This is a genomic window from Microbulbifer maximicatervae (SeqCode) (assembly GCF_056231245.1).
Genome location: NZ_CP174334.1, coordinates 4,176,689 through 4,193,740, shown reverse-complemented (window position 1 = coordinate 4,193,740; position 17,052 = coordinate 4,176,689). Strand labels below are relative to the sequence as shown.

Here is a 17,052-nt window from a genome sequence, read left to right as displayed (position 1 = left end):
TTAATGTTCTCTGTTATGGGAAAACAATAAGCAGGCTGCGCTCAATCACCCAGTAGCAGGCAATGCCCCCCAGCGTATACGCGATCACTGTAGCGACTGGTATTCCGATACCTCCACCCTCCCCGAAAGAGTATTGTTCGCGGTTCCGAATGGCATACCCTAGCCAGAGTTTAAGGAGCTTTTGATACAAGTTGATTGCTGTAAGAACAGCAGTGATAAATACTAATTGCCCCACTTCCACACCGAGATTAAAAGTCAGTAATGCCTGGGGAATAGCCCCCTGGGGAAGCCCAATTTCCCCCAGTACACCGGCAAAACCCAAACCGTGTAAAAGTCCAAAAGTAAAGGCAATTGCCCATGGGTAGCGACTGGTCAAACTGAAAACACCATGCCTCTGGCGTACTGTCTCCCTGGCTGCCAGTAAAATACTGAGGGCGATAATCGCCTCCACTGGCGCCGATGGCAGATGGATATAGCCCAGTACGGCAGCAGCCAAGGTAATACTGTGGGCGATAGTGAAAGCAGTGATAGTGCCGATCAGCTGGCGAAGGCTTTGTTTGAGTAAGATCAGGGCCAAAACGAACAGCAAGTGATCGACACCGAGAAGAATGTGTTCAACGCCCAGCACAAAGTAAGTTTGGGCGACTTGGAACTCGCTGGCGGGTTGGTCAAGGGTCCATTCTGGCTGGTCTGGTGTCAGTCGGATAACTTGCTCACGCCCATCTAACCAGGAGATCCGCACTAGCGCATCGGTCATAGTGCTCTGTAGGCCATCGATATGAATCGACAGCTGTTGTAGCTCCCTGGGGTGATGGATGGTCCAGTGCTCTGTGTAGTAGCCCTTACTTATTTGCGCTCTGGGTTGGCTTAGGGGAGAGGCAGCTTGGTTCAAATGGACATTCAGAGCGAGGCGAAGATCGCCTTGTGCGGGCAATCGCCAAAGTACTTTAAATAATTGTGCATCAACTTGAGTGATGCCCAGGTAAGCCGGGCGCAGTTCGTGGGCAGATAGTATTGGAGTAGAGCTGAGGAGCAGAATGAACAGGAGTGGCCGTATGTGCATCACTTGACGGCAACCTCGGCTGAGAAGTTATCCGGCTTGTGGACAGTGACCTCGTAGTTTTTACGGTACTGGAGATACTGCTCCTGCAGAATCTTCTTTTGCGCCTGGAATTGCCAATCATTTAGCACGCGGCTGCGTATTTCAGCCAATGCCGGTAGCTGGGTGGACTTGATTTCCTCAAGGAGGACCAGGTGATCACCTAAGGTCGAGCGGACTGGACCACTCCACTTGCCAACAGGCAACTTGGATAATTGAGCGGAAAATCCCAGCCCAAATTGCCTGTCTATTCGTGGCTCTGAAGTGTCGATAAAAGCAGCTGGCAGTAGGGTTGAGTCTCCAATCATTGGCGAAGCCTGACCGCTGTTTAGCTGCATGAGTAAGTCGTTAAAATCACGTGAATCTGATGAGGCCAGATCCACTGAGAAAAATCGTTGTTGGAAAGATAGGGTGGGGGGATTCTGGTATTTATCAGCCTGACCTTGAAGGAATTTCTCCAATACTCGATCGCCAGGGTCTTGAGTGCCAGCGAAATTACGCGCCGTAAGTTCCATTTTCATTCGTAGGCGGCGGCGGATTACCGTATCGTTCTCGGCTAATCCCAGGGCAAGCGCTTCCCTGTAAAGTATTTCCTCTCTTAGGTAATTCTCAATAAGTTGCTCCAGCTCGCTATCGGTGGGGTACCTGTGCCACTTGCGCTCAAACACCGAACGTAGATGTTCGACGCGCCCCTCGCTGATAACAATCTCTTGTGCAGGCGGTTCCAGGATTTCTCCCAATCCCAATAGGATTAGGGCGATCGCAATAAAATATAGCAGGGGCTCTTTCGCCAATGACTTGAGGAAGGTGGTGGTATTCAAAAGCGCGGCCCTTATTTTGGAGTGGGTCGGAGTTGCGCTGTGGATTCTAATTATGGAAAGACATTCTCAGTTTGCCAGTAAGAAAATATTGATAAATCCATCGCTTTGTACCAAATTGGTGAATTGTTCCGGCGTATGGCGGGGTGTGGCTCATATATACTGTGACAGTACTCCAAAGCGGTGTTCCCCTTGTATAGGGGTGAGCAACAGAAATTAGAGGGGAGAATCGATTGAAATATTTGGGAAGAGTCTATTTGACACTCAATCTATTGGTTTTTGCTTCTATCGGCCTCTGGGCCCTGTTTAAACCGCAGAGCCTTGCGAATGAAGTGGATTTTTCATTTGATACCCCCGAAGCCATGCCCGAGTTTATGGCCACTTATGGCGGGTTTATGTTGGCTATCGCGGTGATTCTACTGGTGGCTTTGGCTATGCGCCCGCACCGCAGGGTTGCTTACGCTGCGATGTCTATCGCCTATATCGGCTTCGCTCTTGGGCGCCTCTACGGAATGTTATTTATCAGTGGTTTTGACCAGCGCAATTTAGTGCTTTTTGCTATCGAAGTCGTCTTTGTGATCTGGGGACTTTACTGTTACCGAGAATCCCGCTGGTTGCCTTTACAGCATGGCCATTAACACGGTTGTTACGGCTAGTAGAAAGGAGCCGGGGGAACCCCGGCACCCATTTAAGTAATTTGAGTGGGTTAAGCGTGAGCTTTTACGCCTTCCGCTGCGCTGTTGTCTATTTCCACCTCTTTTTCTCCCCCGTGTAATTGCCCATCCACCGCTTGCCGGAAGACCTGCTTGTAGTCCTTAAATTCTGTGCCCATCCAGCGATCCCACCAAGTGAAGTAAAAGCCGTAGTTGCCCTGGAAGCGCTGGTGGTGCAAGTCGTGGTGAGTCGTGGTGGTGAGCCTGTCCATAGGGCCGTCGACCCAGCTGCGGGGGTGGAACTCGCGGCCAGTGTGCAGCATGGCGTTGCGGAAGATACTGATAAATAAAAAGGTGAACCAAATAGTTGGATTAAGCGGCAGTATCAGGGCAATCAGGGGAGAGAAAGCGCCCATCAGGACCGCTTCACCTACGGAAAAACTGTATGCCGTCCAGGGCGTGGGTGTTCTGGACTGATGGTGTAGGCGGTGGAAGTGTTTAAACACCTTGGGATGGTGCATACCTCGGTGGGTCCAGTAAAAATAAGCGTCGTGGATCAAAATCACTACTGGCAGGCTGGCAATACTCCACCAGAGTGGATAATCGCTCCACTGCCAGTAAAATTTGGTCAGTCCCAGATCGTGCATCATGGTGGTAATAACCCCTACCAGGGTAAAGATACACACCGTTAATAGTGAATAACTCACCTCCCGCCGAATGTCTTTCCACTCGGCACGACGCTTTTGGATACGGCGCCGGTTCATCCAGGAGCGAAATAGCCAGCCGGCCAAAATACTCATTACTGAAGCGGCCAGCACATAGCGAAATAAACTCAACTGGAAATGTTTGGCTCCGTCCTGGGATATGTCGACTAAAAAATCCATATTCTCACCATCATTATTCTTCTATTGAAGGGAGACTCACCGGTGTTAAATCGGGTCTCGGTGAGCCGGGCACGCAGCGGGAAAATCGCTTTCACCGCGCTCCCAGTCTGGGAGCCTTTTACTTTGCGGGCTTACGGAATATGAAAAAATGCTGACGGATTCTTTCAGGAGAGGATATTCAGGCGGGCAGCTTTTCCCGGCGGTACTCAGTGGGAGTTTGGCTGTGACGGCGCTTGAAAGCAGCGTTAAATGGGCTCAAGGAGCGATAGCCGATGTCCAGAGCAATGGTGAGCACTGGCAAATGGGCCTGCTCCGGATCTGCCAACCGGTTGCTGGCCTCATCAATACGAAACTGATTTAGGTATTCGTTAAAATTGCGATAACCCAGGTGGCGATTAATCAGCACACGCAGCACATGTTCGCGAATATCCAACTGCTCCGCGAGCTCCCTGATGGTGAGTCCGGTGTGGCGATAACCACCGTTGTGCATATGTTCCTGTAATTTTTGCAGCTGGGTTTGCTGTTGTTCATCCAATTCAGGTGGCGGAGCTAAAGGCTGTTCTTCCTCCTCTGGCTCGCTGCTCTTCGGGCGCGGCAGGGATTCTCCCAGAGCGCTGGGGGAAAGGGCCAGCAACCATAGGCAGGCAACCAGTGACAACAGGCTGGCAAATAGTGCGTGCAGTGTCGGTACACCGTTGGGAAGCGGGCGGTAAGCAAAGATAGATTCTGCGCCAATTACCACCAGCATATAGGCGCCGACGGCGATAAGTAGGGTTGTGCGCAGGCGTCGGCGCTCTGCGACCAAGTCCAGGTGAAATTGCCGCTGTAGTGTCAGTAGGCCGAGGCTGATTAAACCGAGTTTGAGTAGTTGCGAAAGGGTAAATAGTGGGGATTGCTGATCTGACGTCAATGGCAAGGGTGCGTGGTAGGCGACTATACCGATGACCAGGGTAATACCAATCGGGATCCAGCCCCACAGGGGAAAAGGTTCTTCCTCGCGGCATAACAGGTGAGTAAACAGCCAAAAAATTGCGGGAATCAGAGTAATTGGCAGGTTAAGCAAGAGCGCAGTAGGTCCACTCAATTGTGGCAGGATGGGCCAGAGTAAATAGCAGATCACGGCTATCAGCAGGGCCAGCAAACAGCGCCCGGCAACAAGCCGGTAATGGTGTATAGCAACCTTGGTTGCTGCCAATAAAAGAAGAGCGCATGCGCCGCCGGAGAAAAATAAGTAGCCGGCGGTCATCGTTTATCTCCAGCGCTCGGCCCAGGCATCCAGGACCTTGCTGCTATAAGTATGGCGGCCGTAGCTACCATTGTAATAGGCGAGGGCGTTGGCTAGATTGCCTTTGGCTTTTTTGATGTAGTGTTTAAGAATGGTACATCCGTACCTTAGATTGGTGTCCATATCGATCAGGTTATCGTCGGGTCGACCGATTTCATTTTTCCAGAATGGCATTACCTGCATCATACCCAGAGCGCCAACGCGGGATATCGCATAGGGGTCAAAAGCACTCTCAATCTGGATAACCGCCAATACGATTTCCGGGCGCAGCCCGGCCCGAGTTGCCTCCCGGTGGACGGCTTTCAGTACGTGCATCCGCCGCTTGGGATCTTTGATATAGCGGGACAGAGGCTGGGATTTAGACATTAGCCACACTTCCGCATCGAAGCGGTCCACAAAGCTGTCGGCCTGGGTAACTGCGTCCTGCAGGGCGAGGCGCAACTCCGGGTCGATCTCGGCTCTACTGCTTTGAGCTTGGGCGGCACAGCAGGTAAGGCAGAGCAACAAGAGGGCGGTGGCTTTTTTTATCATGGGGTGATTCTACGAAAAGCCCGGCAAAATGGGCAGCGTGATTTTGTGACGCCGCCGATAAAAAGCACTTTTGCCGTAAGAGGTCCCGGCCTGCCTGGGGGCAGACCGGGCGGCTCGACAATTATTGATTAAATTTTTCCAATAACACTTCTTCGAGCTGGGATACGGCAAACTCCTGACTTTCTGCATCTCCGCGACCTTTATATTCCACCACACCTTTTTCCAGGCCGCGATCGCCGATAACAATGCGGTGGGGAATGCCGATCAGCTCCACATCGGCGAGCATAGCGCCCAGTCGCGCTTTGGCTTCGTCCATCAGCAATACATCAATACCCTTGCTGCGCAGGGACTCATACAGGTGCTCGCACTTCTCCCTTACCACATCGCTCTTGTGCATATTGATTGGCACAATCGCCAGCTGGAAAGGTGCAATCGCAGTGGGCCAGATAATCCCTGAGTCGTCGTGGTTCTGCTCGATCGCCGCAGCGACGATTCGGGAAACGCCGATGCCATAGCAGCCCATGGACATAACCTGCTCTTTACCGTTTTCATCCAGTACCGTGGCATTCATAGCGCGGCTGTACTTGTCGCCTAACTGGAAAATGTGGCCGACCTCGATACCCCGTTTGATTTCCAGGGTGCCCTGCCCATCGGGGCTGGCGTCGCCTGCCACTACATTGCGCAGGTCTTCGACGCGGCCCAACTCCACATCGCGACCCCAGTTCACACCGGTTAAGTGGTAGTCATCGCGATTGGCGCCGCAGATAAAGTCTGCCAGGTGCGCCGCAGAGCGATCCACAACAGTCTCGATCTTTATGCCCACCGGGCCCAGGGAGCCAATGTTGCAACTGAGTTCTTCGGCGATGCGCTCTTCCGAGGCGAACTGAATAGGGCTGGCGATTCCAGCCAGCTTCTCTGCTTTTAATTCGTTCAGCTCGTGATCGCCACGCAGTACCAGGGCAATTAATGGAGCGGTTTCACCCTCTTCGCACTCGCCCAGAACAATCAGGGTTTTTACTGAGTGGGCGGGATTACTTTTCAAAAACTCGCTGACATCGGCGATGGTTTTTTGGTTCGGCGTATGAACTTCCTGCATTTCCTGTGACGGAGCAGGGCGCTCGCCAGCTGGGGCAACCGCTTCTGCCAATTCGACATTGGCGGCGTAGCGGGATTCTGTGGAGAAGGCGATATCGTCTTCGCCGCTCTGCGCCAGCACGTGGAATTCGTGAGAGCTGGAGCCACCGATTGAACCGGTGTCTGCCAGTACCGGGCGGTAGTCCAGGCCAATGCGCTCAAAAATCTGGCAGTAGGCGCCGTGCATAATATCGTAGGTTTCCTGCAGGGAGTCCTCGTTCACGTGGAAGGAGTAAGCATCCTTCATGGTGAATTCGCGCGCGCGCATTACGCCAAAGCGCGGACGGATTTCATCGCGGAATTTAGTCTGCACCTGGTAGAAATTGGCGGGCAACTGCTTATAGCTATTGATTTCACCGCGGATCAGGTCGGTGATGACTTCCTCGTGGGTCGGGCCCAGGCAGAAGTCATTGTTGTGGCGATCCTTGATGCGCAGGAGTTCGGGGCCGTACTGCTGCCAGCGGCCGGACTCTTCCCAAAGCTCTGCCGGCTGCACGACCGGCATCAGTACTTCCAGGGAGCCAGCGCGGTCCATCTCTTCGCGAACAATGCGCTCGACTTTGCGCAACACCCGCAACCCGGTGGGCAGCCAGGTGTAGAGACCTGAAGACAGACGGCGGATCATGCCGGCACGCAGCATCAGCTGATGGCTGATCACCGCTGCGTCGTTGGGAGTTTCTTTTTGGGTTGCGATGAGATAACGAGATGCGCGCATAGGAATTATATGGATTCTATTACGGGTAAGCTGGCTATTTTACGCTATTCGCTGGGCAATAAATATTGCCTGGGGGCAGTATTGCCTCAATGCGGATTGCCTTTTGCTATACCGGGGTATCTATTTAGCAGGTGCCTGGGCACTGGCTTGGAATGGGAGTGAATAAAAAACCCCGCATAAGCGGGGTTTTTAAGCTGAGGCTTTACAGAGTGTATTAGTTCTCTGCCATTTCCTTCAGCTTCTTCAGTGGGCGAACTTTAACCTGGATGCTGGCAGGCTTCGCCTTGAAGGTAGTCTCTTCACCGGTGAACGGGTTGATACCCTTGCGAGCTTTCTTAGCCGGCTTTTTCACGGTGGTGATTTTCATTAGGCCGGGCAGGGTGAATTCGCCAACTGCGCGCTTCTTGATGTGGCCTTCGATGATATCGTTCAGCTCGTCCAGAACAGATTGAACCTGCTTGCGGGACAGCTCAGTGCTTTCTGCAATCTGATTAAGTACTTGAGTCTTAGTGTACTTTTCCTTGATTGCTTTTACTTTCTTGGCCGGTGCAGCTTTGGCCGCAGCTTTCTTTGCCGGGGCCTTTTTAGTAGCAGCTTTCTTGGAGACAGCCATGGCTTACTTCCTTCTTTGTTGTTCGGTATATATCCGGTAAAAGTGTGTTTTTTCTCCCGCTGCGCTGCATCCGTTACGGGTGTCTCAGCGGGTGATGGGGGAAGTATATATAGTTTTTGTTCGGCCGCACGAAGAAATACTAGAAAAATAGTGCTTTTTTTACATTTTTTAGCCTCACGTCGCCTTTATGGGACGCTTTACCCAGGGAAAAGACCCGTGCAGCTTCTTACCTCTGTAGGCCTCATGTATACTCTCTCCCCCTTTTTTTAAGCACCAGGTACTGTGTAATGCCGATATATGAATACCAGTGCAATGCCTGCGGCCATGAAATGGAAGCTTTGCAGCGGATGAGCGATGACCCGCTCAAAGACTGCCCAGCTTGCGAGAAGGCCGAGCTGCGCAAGAAAATCTCAGCGGCTGGATTTCGCCTGAAGGGCGCCGGTTGGTATGAGACTGATTTTAAAACTGGTAGCAAGAAAAACCTCGCTGGCGGTGACTCTGCCAACAGTGGTAAGGCCAAAAGCGACAAGTCTGGCACAGCGGCGGCAAAGACGGCCTAGGCGAGCTGTGCGGGGCTGTCCGTGCGGTGTACCCTCTAACTAATCTTTTCACCTATCGATAACGGGAATTTTCATCCATGCGCAGCGATTACTGTGGCGTCCTTCGTTCTGCGGACATTGACCGCGTAGTAACCCTCTGTGGCTGGGTCGACCGCCGCCGCGATCACGGCGGAGTGATTTTTATCGACCTGCGCGACCGCGAGGGAATTGTACAGGTGGTGTTCGACCCCGATGCGGCCGAACACTTCGAGATGGCCGATCGCGTGCGCAGCGAATATGTGCTTAAAGTGACAGGTCGTGTGCGCGCCCGTGCCCCAGAGGCCGTGAATCCCAATATGGTGACCGGTGAAGTTGAGGTTTACGGTACAGAGCTGGAGATCCTCAATACTGCTGAGACAGTGCCTTTCCAGCTGGATGAGCACACCGAAGTGGGTGAAGATATCCGCTTGAAATACCGCTATCTGGATCTGCGCCGCAACGAAATGCAGAACAACCTGTATTTTCGTTCCAAGCTGACTACCGCAATCCGCAATTACCTGGATGAGCACGGCTTCCTCGATATCGAGACCCCAATCCTGACCCGCGCCACCCCAGAAGGTGCCCGGGATTACCTGGTGCCGAGCCGCACTCACGAGGGCAAGTTCTTCGCTCTGCCACAGTCACCACAGCTGTTTAAGCAGTTGCTGATGGTTTCTGGTTTCGATCGCTACTACCAAATCGCTAAGTGTTTCCGCGATGAGGATTTACGCGCTGATCGCCAGCCTGAATTTACCCAGATCGATATTGAGACCTCCTTCCTCGATGAAGAGGAAATCATGTCGATCACCGAGAACATGGTTCGCAAGCTGTTTAAAGAGCTTAAGGGTGTTGATCTGGGTGAATTCCCGCGCATGACCCACTACCAGGCGATGCTGCGCTACGGTTCCGACAAGCCGGACCTGCGTATTCCGTTGGAGATGGTGGAGATCAAGGACCTGATGACCGAGGTGGACTTCAAGGTATTCTCCGGGCCGGCCAATGATCCGAAGGGACGTGTTGCCGCGATTAAAGTACCTGGCGGTTGTAAGAAACTGACCCGCAAGCAGCTGGACGATTACGGCAAATTTGTCGGTATTTATGGCGCCAAGGGCCTGGCGTACATCAAGGTTAACGATCGCTCTGACCTGGAAAATGGTCTGCAGTCGCCAATCGTTAAATTCCTGCCGCTTGAAACCCGTGCAGCCATTCTCGATCGCCTGCAAGCGGAAGACGGTGATGTTCTTTTCTTCGGCTCGGACAAGGCCAAGATTGTCTCTGAAGCTCTGGGTGCATTGCGCTGCAAGCTGGGTGAAGACCTGGATCTGTACACCAGCGAGTGGGCGCCTTTGTGGGTTGTCGCCTTCCCGATGTTTGAAGAAAATGACGACGGCAGCCTGACTGCGTTGCACCACCCCTTCACTGCGCCTTCCTGTACCCCGGAAGAGCTGGAAAAGAATCCGCTTGAAGCACTTTCCCGCGCTTACGATATGGTGCTTAACGGCACCGAGCTGGGCGGTGGTTCTGTTCGTATCCACGACCAGTTGATGCAGGAAGCGGTTTTCCGCATCCTGGGTATCGATGCTGAAGAGCAGCGCGAGAAGTTCGGCTTCCTGCTGGATGCACTCAAATACGGTGCGCCGCCCCACGGTGGCTTGGCCTTTGGCCTGGATCGTCTGGTGATGTTGATGACCGGCAGTGACTCTATTCGCGATGTTATCGCTTTCCCGAAAACCCAGAGCGCCGCCTGTGTGATGACAGATGCCCCGGGTGCTGTAGATGCGAAACAACTGCGTGAGCTGAGTATTCGCCTGCGACAAAAAGAAGAGAAAATCAGCTGATTTTTCCCCGATGGGCCGAGCGAAGCGGGCCCATCCAATCGTAGTGATGGGCGATTCGCTTCGCTCTTTGGCCCATCCTACGCACTGACTGAAGAGAGACGGAAAATGGCCGGACATAGTAAATGGGCCAATATTAAGCACCGCAAAGCAGCTCAGGATGCCAAGCGGGGCAAGGTCTTTACCAAGATCATTCGCGAGTTGACGGTAGCCGCCAAATCGGGGCCAAATCCGGACGATAACCCGGCGCTGCGCGCCACTATCGATAAGGCTTTGGGCGCCAATATGAAGCGCGACACCATCGACAAAGCTATCGCCCGTGGCGCCGGCAATGCGGATGGTGAAAACTACGAAGCCGTAGTTTACGAGGGCTACGGCGTTGGTGGTGTAGCGGTCCTGGTGGAGTGCCTGACTGACAACCGCAACCGCACCGTGGCTGAAGTGCGTCACGCCTTCACCAAGCGCGGTGGCAACCTGGGTACCGACGGTTCCGTTAGCTATCTGTTTACCCGCAAAGGTCAGATGTTCTACGAGACCGGAGTGGATGAAGATGCGTTGATGGACGCAGCTCTCGAAGCCGGGGCTGAGGATATCGAATCCAACGATGACGGCAGTGTTGAAGTTACCACTGAATTCCAGGACTACCTGACGGTTAAGGACGCCCTGGTTGCAGCTGGTTTTACCCCGGACAGTGCCGAAATTGCCATGATTCCGTCCACCACGATTCCGCTGGATAAAGACGGTGCTGAAAAAGTACTCGCTCTGATCGAGATGCTGGAAGACTTGGATGATGTGCAAAACGTTTACACCAATGCGGATATTCCGGCAGAGGTGATGGAGGAGCTGGGCTAAAGCCGGTTCCGTAACTGGAGGCGGCTACTGTCCCGCCTCTGGTTTTTTATCTTTTCAAGCCCTTCTTACTCCCCCTCCCTTGACGCTTCCTGTTCACCTTGGGACACTCCCACCACTATATAAACATACAGATATTTGGGGAGCTGCCTTTTGACCCGAATCCTGGGTATTGACCCCGGCTCGCGAAAAACGGGCTATGGAATTATCGATGTGGAGCGGGGCAAGGCTCGCTATGTGGCCAGCGGGGTGATTCGTATTCCCGAAGGTCCCCTGCCTGAGCGTCTCAAACTGATTTTTGATGCAGTGAGCCAGATTGCCCAGCAATACCAGCCTGCTCAGATGGCAATTGAAAATGTTTTTATGTCCAAGAGCGCCGGCTCCGCCCTGAAATTGGGACAGGCCCGGGGGGCAGCTATTGTAGCTGGGACAAATAGCGGTCTGGCAGTAGCCGAATATGAAGCTCGCAAAGTGAAGCAGGCAGTGGTCGGCAACGGAGGAGCGGATAAATTGCAGGTCCAGCACATGGTGAAAACCCTGCTGTCCCTACCTGCGTCGCCCCAGGAGGATGCCGCCGATGCGCTGGCCGTGGCTCTGTGTCATATGCATACCGAGCAAACCCTGGTATTTACCGCTGGCGGTGCGCGCAGTCGTTTTCGTCGCGGCCGCCTGAGCGTGTGATCGGCTGGTAGAATTGGCCCCGTAAAGGGCGCAGACAATATAAACCTGGAATAACACATGATTGGAAGATTGAGCGGTACCCTGGCCGCAGTGCAGCCACCTCTGTTGTTGGTGGATGTACAGGGGGTGGGCTATGAAGTGCTCGCACCCATGACCACAATTTTTGAACTGCCCGCACTGGGGCAGCCGGTACAGCTGCACACTCATTTAGCGGTATCCGAAACTGCCCAGCAGTTATATGGTTTTATTCGCGATGGGGACCGCAAATTGTTTCGCACCCTGATCAAGGTGAGTGGAGTGGGTCCCAAGATGGCCCTGGCTATTTTATCCGGGCTGGACGGCGCTGCCCTGGCCCGTTGTGTGTCGGAGGATAATGTAGCGGCGCTGGTCAAAGTCCCCGGCGTCGGTAAAAAGACTGCCGAGCGCCTGATTGTGGAGTTGAGGGATAAACTGACCCCGGATTTTGGCGACGCCAACGATATCCCCCTGATGGCCGCTGCTGCCGAGCCCAAGGTGGATCACACCGGTGAAGCGGAGAGCGCCCTGGCGGCTTTGGGTTACAAGCCCACTGAAGCCAGCAAAATGGTGGCCCGCGCCAGCAAGGAGCAGCCGGATGCCGATAGTGCGACTTTGATTCGCCTGGCCCTTAAGGGAATGGCCCCCGCTTAAGCTGAGGCCCTGGAGTTGTTGCAATGATCGAAGCCGACCGTTTGGTGGCACCGGAGCCTGTGGGCCCCTCGGGCCAGGAAGAGCAGTACGACCGCGCCGTGCGCCCCAAAACCCTGGATGATTATGTGGGTCAGCCAGTGGTGCGGGAGCAAATGGAGATCTTTATTCAGGCTGCCAAGCTGCGCAAAGAGGCCCTGGATCACACCCTGGTATTCGGACCGCCGGGGCTGGGTAAAACCACCCTGGCAAATATCATCGCCGCCGAAATGGGAGTGGCCATTAAGACCACCTCGGGCCCGGTATTGGAGAAGGCTGGCGATCTGGCTGCGTTGATGACCAACCTGGAGCCGGGGGATGTGCTGTTTATCGATGAGATCCACCGCCTCAGCCCCCATGTGGAAGAGGTACTGTATCCGGCGATGGAAGATTACCAGCTGGATATTATGATCGGCGAAGGGCCTGCGGCGCGTTCGATTAAGCTAGACCTGCCACCCTTCACATTGGTGGGAGCCACCACGAGGGCGGGCCTGCTTACCTCGCCACTGCGGGATCGCTTCGGCATCGTCCAGCGGCTTGAGTTCTACAACGTTGAGGATCTCACCAGTATTGTCCGCCGCTCCGCTGGCCTGATGGGAGTGGAGATGGATGAAGGTGGTGCTCTCGAAGTTGCTCGTCGCGCTCGGGGTACCCCCCGAATAGCCAACCGCCTGCTGCGCCGCGTGCGTGATTACGCCGAAGTTAAAGGTGATGGTGCCGTGGATTCCGGCATTGCCGATGCCGCTCTTAATATGCTCAATGTGGATTCCCGTGGTTTCGACCAGCTGGATCGCCGTATGCTATTGGCCATGATCGAGAAGTTCGATGGTGGACCGGTGGGTGTGGACAGTCTCGCTGCAGCAGTCAGTGAAGAGCGGGATACTCTGGAAGATGTGCTGGAGCCCTACCTGATTCAGCAGGGTTATATCGCCCGCACACCGCGAGGGCGAGTGGCAACCGGCCTGGCTTATGAGCACTTCGGCCTGCCGAAGCCCGATAATAAATAGAGAGAGGATGGGGTGAAGGAAGTTTTCAGTATTCCGCTGCGGGTTTATATCGAGGATACCGACGCAGGTGGTATCGTTTATTACGTCAATTATTTGAAGTATATGGAGCGCGCGCGCACAGAACTGCTGCGCTCCCTCGGGTATGATAAGCCGGCAATGCCGGAACAGGGGCTGTTACTGGTGGTGCACTCCGCCGAGATCCAGTATCGAAAGTCCGCACTTCTTGATGATGCATTGCGCGCTACGGCCTCGATTGGCAAACTGGGGCGGGCCGCAGTGACTTTTGAGCAAAAAATCTGGCGCGGCGATGAGCTAATTTGCGAAGGTGTGGTCAAAGTTGCTTGTGTCGCTGACGACAGCCGCAGGCCCTGTGCCCTGCCGGAACCTATTTATTCAGCATTAAAGGCAGTTATTTAAGAAGATGAACGCCGGTGAACAACTTTCTCTTTGGGGGCTAATCCAGAACGCCAGCCTGTTGGTACAGTTAGTTATGCTGCTGCTGTTACTGGCCTCTGTGGTGTCCTGGGTGATGATTATCCAGCGTGGGCTTTACCTGTCCCAGGCCAAGCGCTCCCTGAACAATTTCGAGCGCCGCTTTTGGTCCGGTGCCGACCTGAACAAACTCTTCCGCGAAGGTAACGAGCGAGCGGAAAAAGGCCGAACCGATGGTGTTGAGTCCCTTTTCCGCGCCGGTTTTACCGAGTTTACCCGCCTGCGCCAACAGGGCAGCAGCGGCCCTGAAGCGGTGATGGAAGGCACTGAGCGGGCCATGCGTGTGGCTATGTCCCGGGAGCAGGAAAAGGTGGAAATGAACCTGCCGTTCCTGGCAACCGTGGGCTCTGTCAGTCCTTATATCGGCCTGTTTGGCACTGTGTGGGGGATTATGAATTCCTTCCGTGGCCTCGCCACTATGCACCAGGCCACTATTGCTACGGTCGCACCTGGTATCAGTGAGGCGTTGGTGGCTACGGCTATGGGCCTGTTTGCGGCAATTCCTGCGGTAATGGCTTTTAACCGCTATTCCGCCAAGGCCGAATCGCTGTTGTCCAGCTACGAAACTTTCGCCGAGGAGTTTTCCTCTATCCTGCACCGCAAAGTGCATTCCGGCTGAGTAGTGAATAGGCGAACCCTATGAGTGTGTTTCGCAAGGGAACCAAGAAGAAGCTGGTCTCCGAGATCAATGTGGTGCCCTACATTGACGTAATGCTGGTGCTGCTAATTGTCTTTATGGTCACGGCACCATTGTTGATGCAGGGGGTCAAAGTCGACCTTCCAAACGCGCCGTCGGCGCCGATGGAGGAAACTGATGAGGAGCCGCTGATTATTTCTGTGCGCTCCGATGGCACCTATTACCTAAACCTGGGGACTGACGAGAAGAGCGCCAAGCCGCTCGCAGAAATTAAACAAACGGTCGCTAAGGTATTGCGCCAAAAGCCGGGAACCCCGGTTTTGGTGTGGGGTGACACCGAGGCCCGCTATGGCCTGATCGTCAATGCCATGACCGAACTGCAGCAGGCGGGAGCGCCCAGCGTCGGCCTGGTGACAGAGCCACCTCAGGGGTAGGGTGCCGGTGAATAAAGGCTTTTATGCATTGGCGATCATCATCAGCCTCGTGTTACACGGGGCGTTGATAGCTGCCATGACCTACGGCTGGGAAGCCAGCAGTATGCCCGAGCGCAAACCGATGCCAAAGTTTGTGCAGGCTAAGCTTGTGACGATTGAGGCGGCAACACCGAAGAAGAAACTGCCGAAAAAGGTCGATAAAATAAAACAGCGTGCTGAGCGCGAGGCGGAGCAAAAACGTAAGGCTGAGGTCGAACGTAAGCGCCGCGCAGCCCTGGAGCAGAAGAAAAAGCTCGAGGCGGAAAAGAAACGCAAAGCGAAAGTCGAAGCTGATCGCAAGGCACAGGCAGAGAAAGCCCGTCGCGAGAAAGAGCAGCAAGAAAAGGCGCGCAAAGAAAAAGAGCTGAAGGAGAAGCTGGCCCAAGAGCGCCAGAGTTCCTTTGATGAAGCTCTTCAGGGTGAAGAGGAGCTACTGGATGCGAATGAGGCCGAGCAAGCGGTGATGTCCGTTGGCCAGGCGATCCAGCAGCAAATTGAGGCGGTATGGAGTCGCCCGCCCAGTGCCCGAAACGGTATGCTTACCAAGGTGAGAATAAACTTTGTCCCCACCGGCCGGGTGGTGGCAGCTAATATCGTCGAGGGCAGTGGTAATGCCGCCCTGGATCGCTCGGTACTGACCGCTATCAAAAAAGTGGAGGTATTTCCCGAAGTGGCCGACCTGGCCCGGGAAGAACCGGTGGTATTTGAGCGGGAAGTCCGCACAACTATTTTGAACTTTAAAGTCGAAGATCTGCGCCAATGATCAAGAGTTTACTGAAGACAGTCGTCATTATTGCAATCGCCTCGGTGAGCCTGGGGGCCCGAGCCCAGCTGGTGGTGGATATCACCAGCGGTATCGATGACCCCACACCGATCGCTGTGTCCCCATTCAGCTGGTCTGGTGGCGGGGTACTGGCGGAAGATGTTTCCGGGATTATTTCCTCAGACCTTCGCCGCAGTGGCCTTTTCTCCCCGGTGCCCAAGGAGGACATGCTGTCTTTCCCCAAGGCCCCGGAAGACGTGGTATTCCGCGACTGGCGTATCCTCGGCACCGAGTACATAGTGACCGGCCGCATTGAGCCGCAGGCCACCGGTTACCTGCTCACTTTTGATCTGGTCAATGTTTTCGGCCAGCACAAGATGTTCACCAAGCAAGTGCGCGGCGGCCAGACCCAGCTGCGGGATATCGCCCACCGCGCCGCCGATGAGATCTTTGAAGCTATCACCGGTATTCGCGGTGCCTTCTCCACGGAAATGGTGTACGTGCAGGAAGAGACCCGTGGCGGCAAGCCCAGCTATCTGCTGATGCGTGCGGATATCGATGGTGCTCGCGCCAAGCAGATCCGGCGTTTCAGCGCGCCGGTGATGTCTCCCATGTGGTCCCCCAATGGCCAGGAGCTCGCCTACGTCTCCTTTGAAACCGGGCGCCCGGCAATTTTTCGCGAGAACCTGCGCACGGGTGCGCGCAAGCAATTAACTAACTTCAAGGGCATCAACAGTTCGCCGACCTGGTCCCCGGATGGAACCAAACTGGCGATGGTGCTCTCCAAGGACGGCAACCCGGAGATCTACGTGTTGGATCTGGTCAGTAATAAGCTGACAAGAATGACAAGGCACTTCTCCATTGATACCGAGCCGAACTGGATGCCAGATGGTAAATCACTGGTTTTCACCTCCGATAGAGGAGGGAAGCCACAAATTTACCAATTGACTCTTGCCACTGGTCAAGTCGACCGCTTAACCTTCGATGGCGATTACAATGCGCGGCCCCGTGTTTCTCCCGATGGAAAGACACTGGTGATGGTGCATCGTAATAGGGGCGTATTTACCATCGCTACGATGGATATCAACTCGGGCAGAGTGCGTGTCCTTACGGAGACTACGCTGGACGAATCCCCTAGTATCGCGCCGAATGGGGCCATGTTGATGTACGCTACCAAACGTGGGGATAAAGGTATTCTGGCAGCGGTGTCGCTGGATGCCGGGGTGAAGTACAACCTGCCCTCTCAGAGGGGTGATGTTCGTGAACCGGCCTGGTCGCCGTACTTTGAATAAGGCGGGGG

19 protein-coding genes are annotated in these 17,052 nt (G+C 54.3%); 12 read left to right on the top strand and 7 right to left on the bottom strand.

Annotated elements, in window-relative coordinates:
- Positions 1–13 precede the first annotated feature (13 nt).
- The gene (locus ACJJIS_RS18335) at positions 14–1,063 is read right to left on the bottom strand and encodes a HupE/UreJ family protein (protein ID WP_475710370.1); all 1,050 of its coding nucleotides are present in this window, start codon (positions 1,061–1,063) and stop codon (positions 14–16) included.
- Positions 1,063–1,920, bottom strand: a complete 858-nt coding sequence (locus tag ACJJIS_RS18330) for a peptidylprolyl isomerase (protein WP_475708774.1) — start codon at positions 1,918–1,920, stop codon at positions 1,063–1,065. The genes ACJJIS_RS18335 and ACJJIS_RS18330 overlap by 1 nt, the downstream gene beginning before the upstream one ends.
- Before the next feature lie 230 nt (positions 1,921–2,150).
- On the opposite strand from ACJJIS_RS18330, the gene ACJJIS_RS18325 reads away from it, so the two are divergent.
- Positions 2,151–2,555, top strand: coding sequence for a DUF4345 family protein (locus ACJJIS_RS18325; RefSeq protein ID WP_282934243.1), 405 nt, complete (start codon positions 2,151–2,153; stop codon positions 2,553–2,555).
- 68 nt (positions 2,556–2,623) lie between these two features.
- Here the strand turns inward: ACJJIS_RS18325 and ACJJIS_RS18320 are convergent, their stop codons facing one another.
- The 5 genes from ACJJIS_RS18320 to ACJJIS_RS18300 form a co-directional block, all read right to left on the bottom strand.
- Positions 2,624–3,454, bottom strand: a complete 831-nt coding sequence (locus tag ACJJIS_RS18320; protein ID WP_444926693.1) for a sterol desaturase family protein — start codon at positions 3,452–3,454, stop codon at positions 2,624–2,626.
- Positions 3,455–3,632: 178 nt separating this feature from the next.
- On the bottom strand, positions 3,633–4,700 hold the full coding sequence (locus ACJJIS_RS18315; protein WP_108731816.1) for a helix-turn-helix transcriptional regulator: 1,068 nt from the start codon (positions 4,698–4,700) through the stop codon (positions 3,633–3,635).
- A 3-nt stretch (positions 4,701–4,703) separates the two neighbouring features.
- The gene (locus ACJJIS_RS18310; protein WP_108731817.1) at positions 4,704–5,270 is read right to left on the bottom strand and encodes a lytic transglycosylase domain-containing protein; all 567 of its coding nucleotides are present in this window, start codon (positions 5,268–5,270) and stop codon (positions 4,704–4,706) included.
- Positions 5,271–5,391: 121 nt separating this feature from the next.
- Positions 5,392–7,119 (bottom strand): proline--tRNA ligase, encoded by a 1,728-nt coding sequence (locus ACJJIS_RS18305; protein WP_475708773.1) that lies wholly within the window; start codon positions 7,117–7,119, stop codon positions 5,392–5,394.
- A 214-nt stretch (positions 7,120–7,333) separates the two neighbouring features.
- On the bottom strand, positions 7,334–7,732 hold the full coding sequence (locus ACJJIS_RS18300; protein WP_282934239.1) for an HU family DNA-binding protein: 399 nt from the start codon (positions 7,730–7,732) through the stop codon (positions 7,334–7,336).
- A 287-nt stretch (positions 7,733–8,019) separates the two neighbouring features.
- Here ACJJIS_RS18300 and ACJJIS_RS18295 point away from each other — a divergent pair, with 287 nt between their 5' ends.
- The 11 genes from ACJJIS_RS18295 to tolB all read left to right on the top strand — a co-directional run bounded on the left by ACJJIS_RS18295 (position 8,020) and on the right by tolB (position 17,044).
- Positions 8,020–8,292, top strand: coding sequence for an FmdB family zinc ribbon protein (locus ACJJIS_RS18295; RefSeq protein WP_282934238.1), 273 nt, complete (start codon positions 8,020–8,022; stop codon positions 8,290–8,292).
- Between the two features lie 77 nt (positions 8,293–8,369).
- On the top strand, positions 8,370–10,148 hold the full coding sequence (gene aspS / locus ACJJIS_RS18290; protein WP_282934237.1) for an aspartate--tRNA ligase: 1,779 nt from the start codon (positions 8,370–8,372) through the stop codon (positions 10,146–10,148).
- Between the two features lie 105 nt (positions 10,149–10,253).
- Positions 10,254–10,997, top strand: a complete 744-nt coding sequence (locus tag ACJJIS_RS18285; protein WP_282934236.1) for a YebC/PmpR family DNA-binding transcriptional regulator — start codon at positions 10,254–10,256, stop codon at positions 10,995–10,997.
- A 150-nt stretch (positions 10,998–11,147) separates the two neighbouring features.
- Positions 11,148–11,675 carry a crossover junction endodeoxyribonuclease RuvC gene (gene ruvC, locus ACJJIS_RS18280; protein WP_444914738.1) on the top strand — a complete coding sequence of 176 codons (528 nt, stop codon included), beginning with the start codon at positions 11,148–11,150 and terminating at the stop codon, positions 11,673–11,675.
- Positions 11,676–11,732: 57 nt separating this feature from the next.
- Positions 11,733–12,344, top strand: coding sequence for a Holliday junction branch migration protein RuvA (gene ruvA, locus ACJJIS_RS18275; protein ID WP_282934234.1), 612 nt, complete (start codon positions 11,733–11,735; stop codon positions 12,342–12,344).
- 23 nt (positions 12,345–12,367) lie between these two features.
- Positions 12,368–13,387 carry a Holliday junction branch migration DNA helicase RuvB gene (ruvB, locus tag ACJJIS_RS18270; RefSeq protein ID WP_413664411.1) on the top strand — a complete coding sequence of 340 codons (1,020 nt, stop codon included), beginning with the start codon at positions 12,368–12,370 and terminating at the stop codon, positions 13,385–13,387.
- A gap of 12 nt (positions 13,388–13,399) precedes the next feature.
- Positions 13,400–13,804 carry a tol-pal system-associated acyl-CoA thioesterase gene (ybgC, locus tag ACJJIS_RS18265; protein ID WP_282934233.1) on the top strand — a complete coding sequence of 135 codons (405 nt, stop codon included), beginning with the start codon at positions 13,400–13,402 and terminating at the stop codon, positions 13,802–13,804.
- Positions 13,805–13,808: 4 nt separating this feature from the next.
- On the top strand, positions 13,809–14,498 hold the full coding sequence (gene tolQ / locus ACJJIS_RS18260) for a protein TolQ (RefSeq protein WP_108731827.1): 690 nt from the start codon (positions 13,809–13,811) through the stop codon (positions 14,496–14,498).
- A gap of 20 nt (positions 14,499–14,518) precedes the next feature.
- Positions 14,519–14,950: a protein TolR gene (gene tolR / locus ACJJIS_RS18255; protein ID WP_282934232.1), complete on the top strand. Its 432-nt coding sequence runs from the start codon at positions 14,519–14,521 to the stop codon at positions 14,948–14,950.
- Positions 14,951–14,957: 7 nt separating this feature from the next.
- The gene (gene tolA / locus ACJJIS_RS18250; protein ID WP_475708772.1) at positions 14,958–15,752 is read left to right on the top strand and encodes a cell envelope integrity protein TolA; all 795 of its coding nucleotides are present in this window, start codon (positions 14,958–14,960) and stop codon (positions 15,750–15,752) included.
- Complete coding sequence (gene tolB / locus ACJJIS_RS18245) at positions 15,749–17,044, top strand: Tol-Pal system beta propeller repeat protein TolB (RefSeq protein ID WP_444912140.1); 1,296 nt, start codon at positions 15,749–15,751, stop codon at positions 17,042–17,044. Before tolA ends, tolB begins: the two co-directional genes overlap by 4 nt.
- Positions 17,045–17,052: the final 8 nt, after the last annotated feature.

What these genes read in the sequence shown, in the direction of transcription:
- tolQ (WP_108731827.1), top strand. Translation starts at nt 13,809, where the DNA reads ATGAACGCCGGTGAACAACTTTCTCTTTGGGGGCTAATCCAGAACGCC.
- ACJJIS_RS18320 (WP_444926693.1), bottom strand. Translation starts at nt 3,454, where the DNA reads ATGGATTTTTTAGTCGACATATCCCAGGACGGAGCCAAACATTTCCAG.
- ACJJIS_RS18285 (WP_282934236.1), top strand. Translation starts at nt 10,254, where the DNA reads ATGGCCGGACATAGTAAATGGGCCAATATTAAGCACCGCAAAGCAGCT.
- ACJJIS_RS18315 (WP_108731816.1), bottom strand. Translation starts at nt 4,700, where the DNA reads ATGACCGCCGGCTACTTATTTTTCTCCGGCGGCGCATGCGCTCTTCTT.
- ruvA (WP_282934234.1), top strand. Translation starts at nt 11,733, where the DNA reads ATGATTGGAAGATTGAGCGGTACCCTGGCCGCAGTGCAGCCACCTCTG.
- ACJJIS_RS18335 (WP_475710370.1), bottom strand. Translation starts at nt 1,063, where the DNA reads ATGCACATACGGCCACTCCTGTTCATTCTGCTCCTCAGCTCTACTCCA.
- ACJJIS_RS18295 (WP_282934238.1), top strand. Translation starts at nt 8,020, where the DNA reads ATGCCGATATATGAATACCAGTGCAATGCCTGCGGCCATGAAATGGAA.
- tolR (WP_282934232.1), top strand. Translation starts at nt 14,519, where the DNA reads ATGAGTGTGTTTCGCAAGGGAACCAAGAAGAAGCTGGTCTCCGAGATC.
- ACJJIS_RS18305 (WP_475708773.1), bottom strand. Translation starts at nt 7,119, where the DNA reads ATGCGCGCATCTCGTTATCTCATCGCAACCCAAAAAGAAACTCCCAAC.
- ACJJIS_RS18300 (WP_282934239.1), bottom strand. Translation starts at nt 7,732, where the DNA reads ATGGCTGTCTCCAAGAAAGCTGCTACTAAAAAGGCCCCGGCAAAGAAA.
- tolB (WP_444912140.1), top strand. Translation starts at nt 15,749, where the DNA reads ATGATCAAGAGTTTACTGAAGACAGTCGTCATTATTGCAATCGCCTCG.
- ACJJIS_RS18310 (WP_108731817.1), bottom strand. Translation starts at nt 5,270, where the DNA reads ATGATAAAAAAAGCCACCGCCCTCTTGTTGCTCTGCCTTACCTGCTGT.
- ruvB (WP_413664411.1), top strand. Translation starts at nt 12,368, where the DNA reads ATGATCGAAGCCGACCGTTTGGTGGCACCGGAGCCTGTGGGCCCCTCG.
- aspS (WP_282934237.1), top strand. Translation starts at nt 8,370, where the DNA reads ATGCGCAGCGATTACTGTGGCGTCCTTCGTTCTGCGGACATTGACCGC.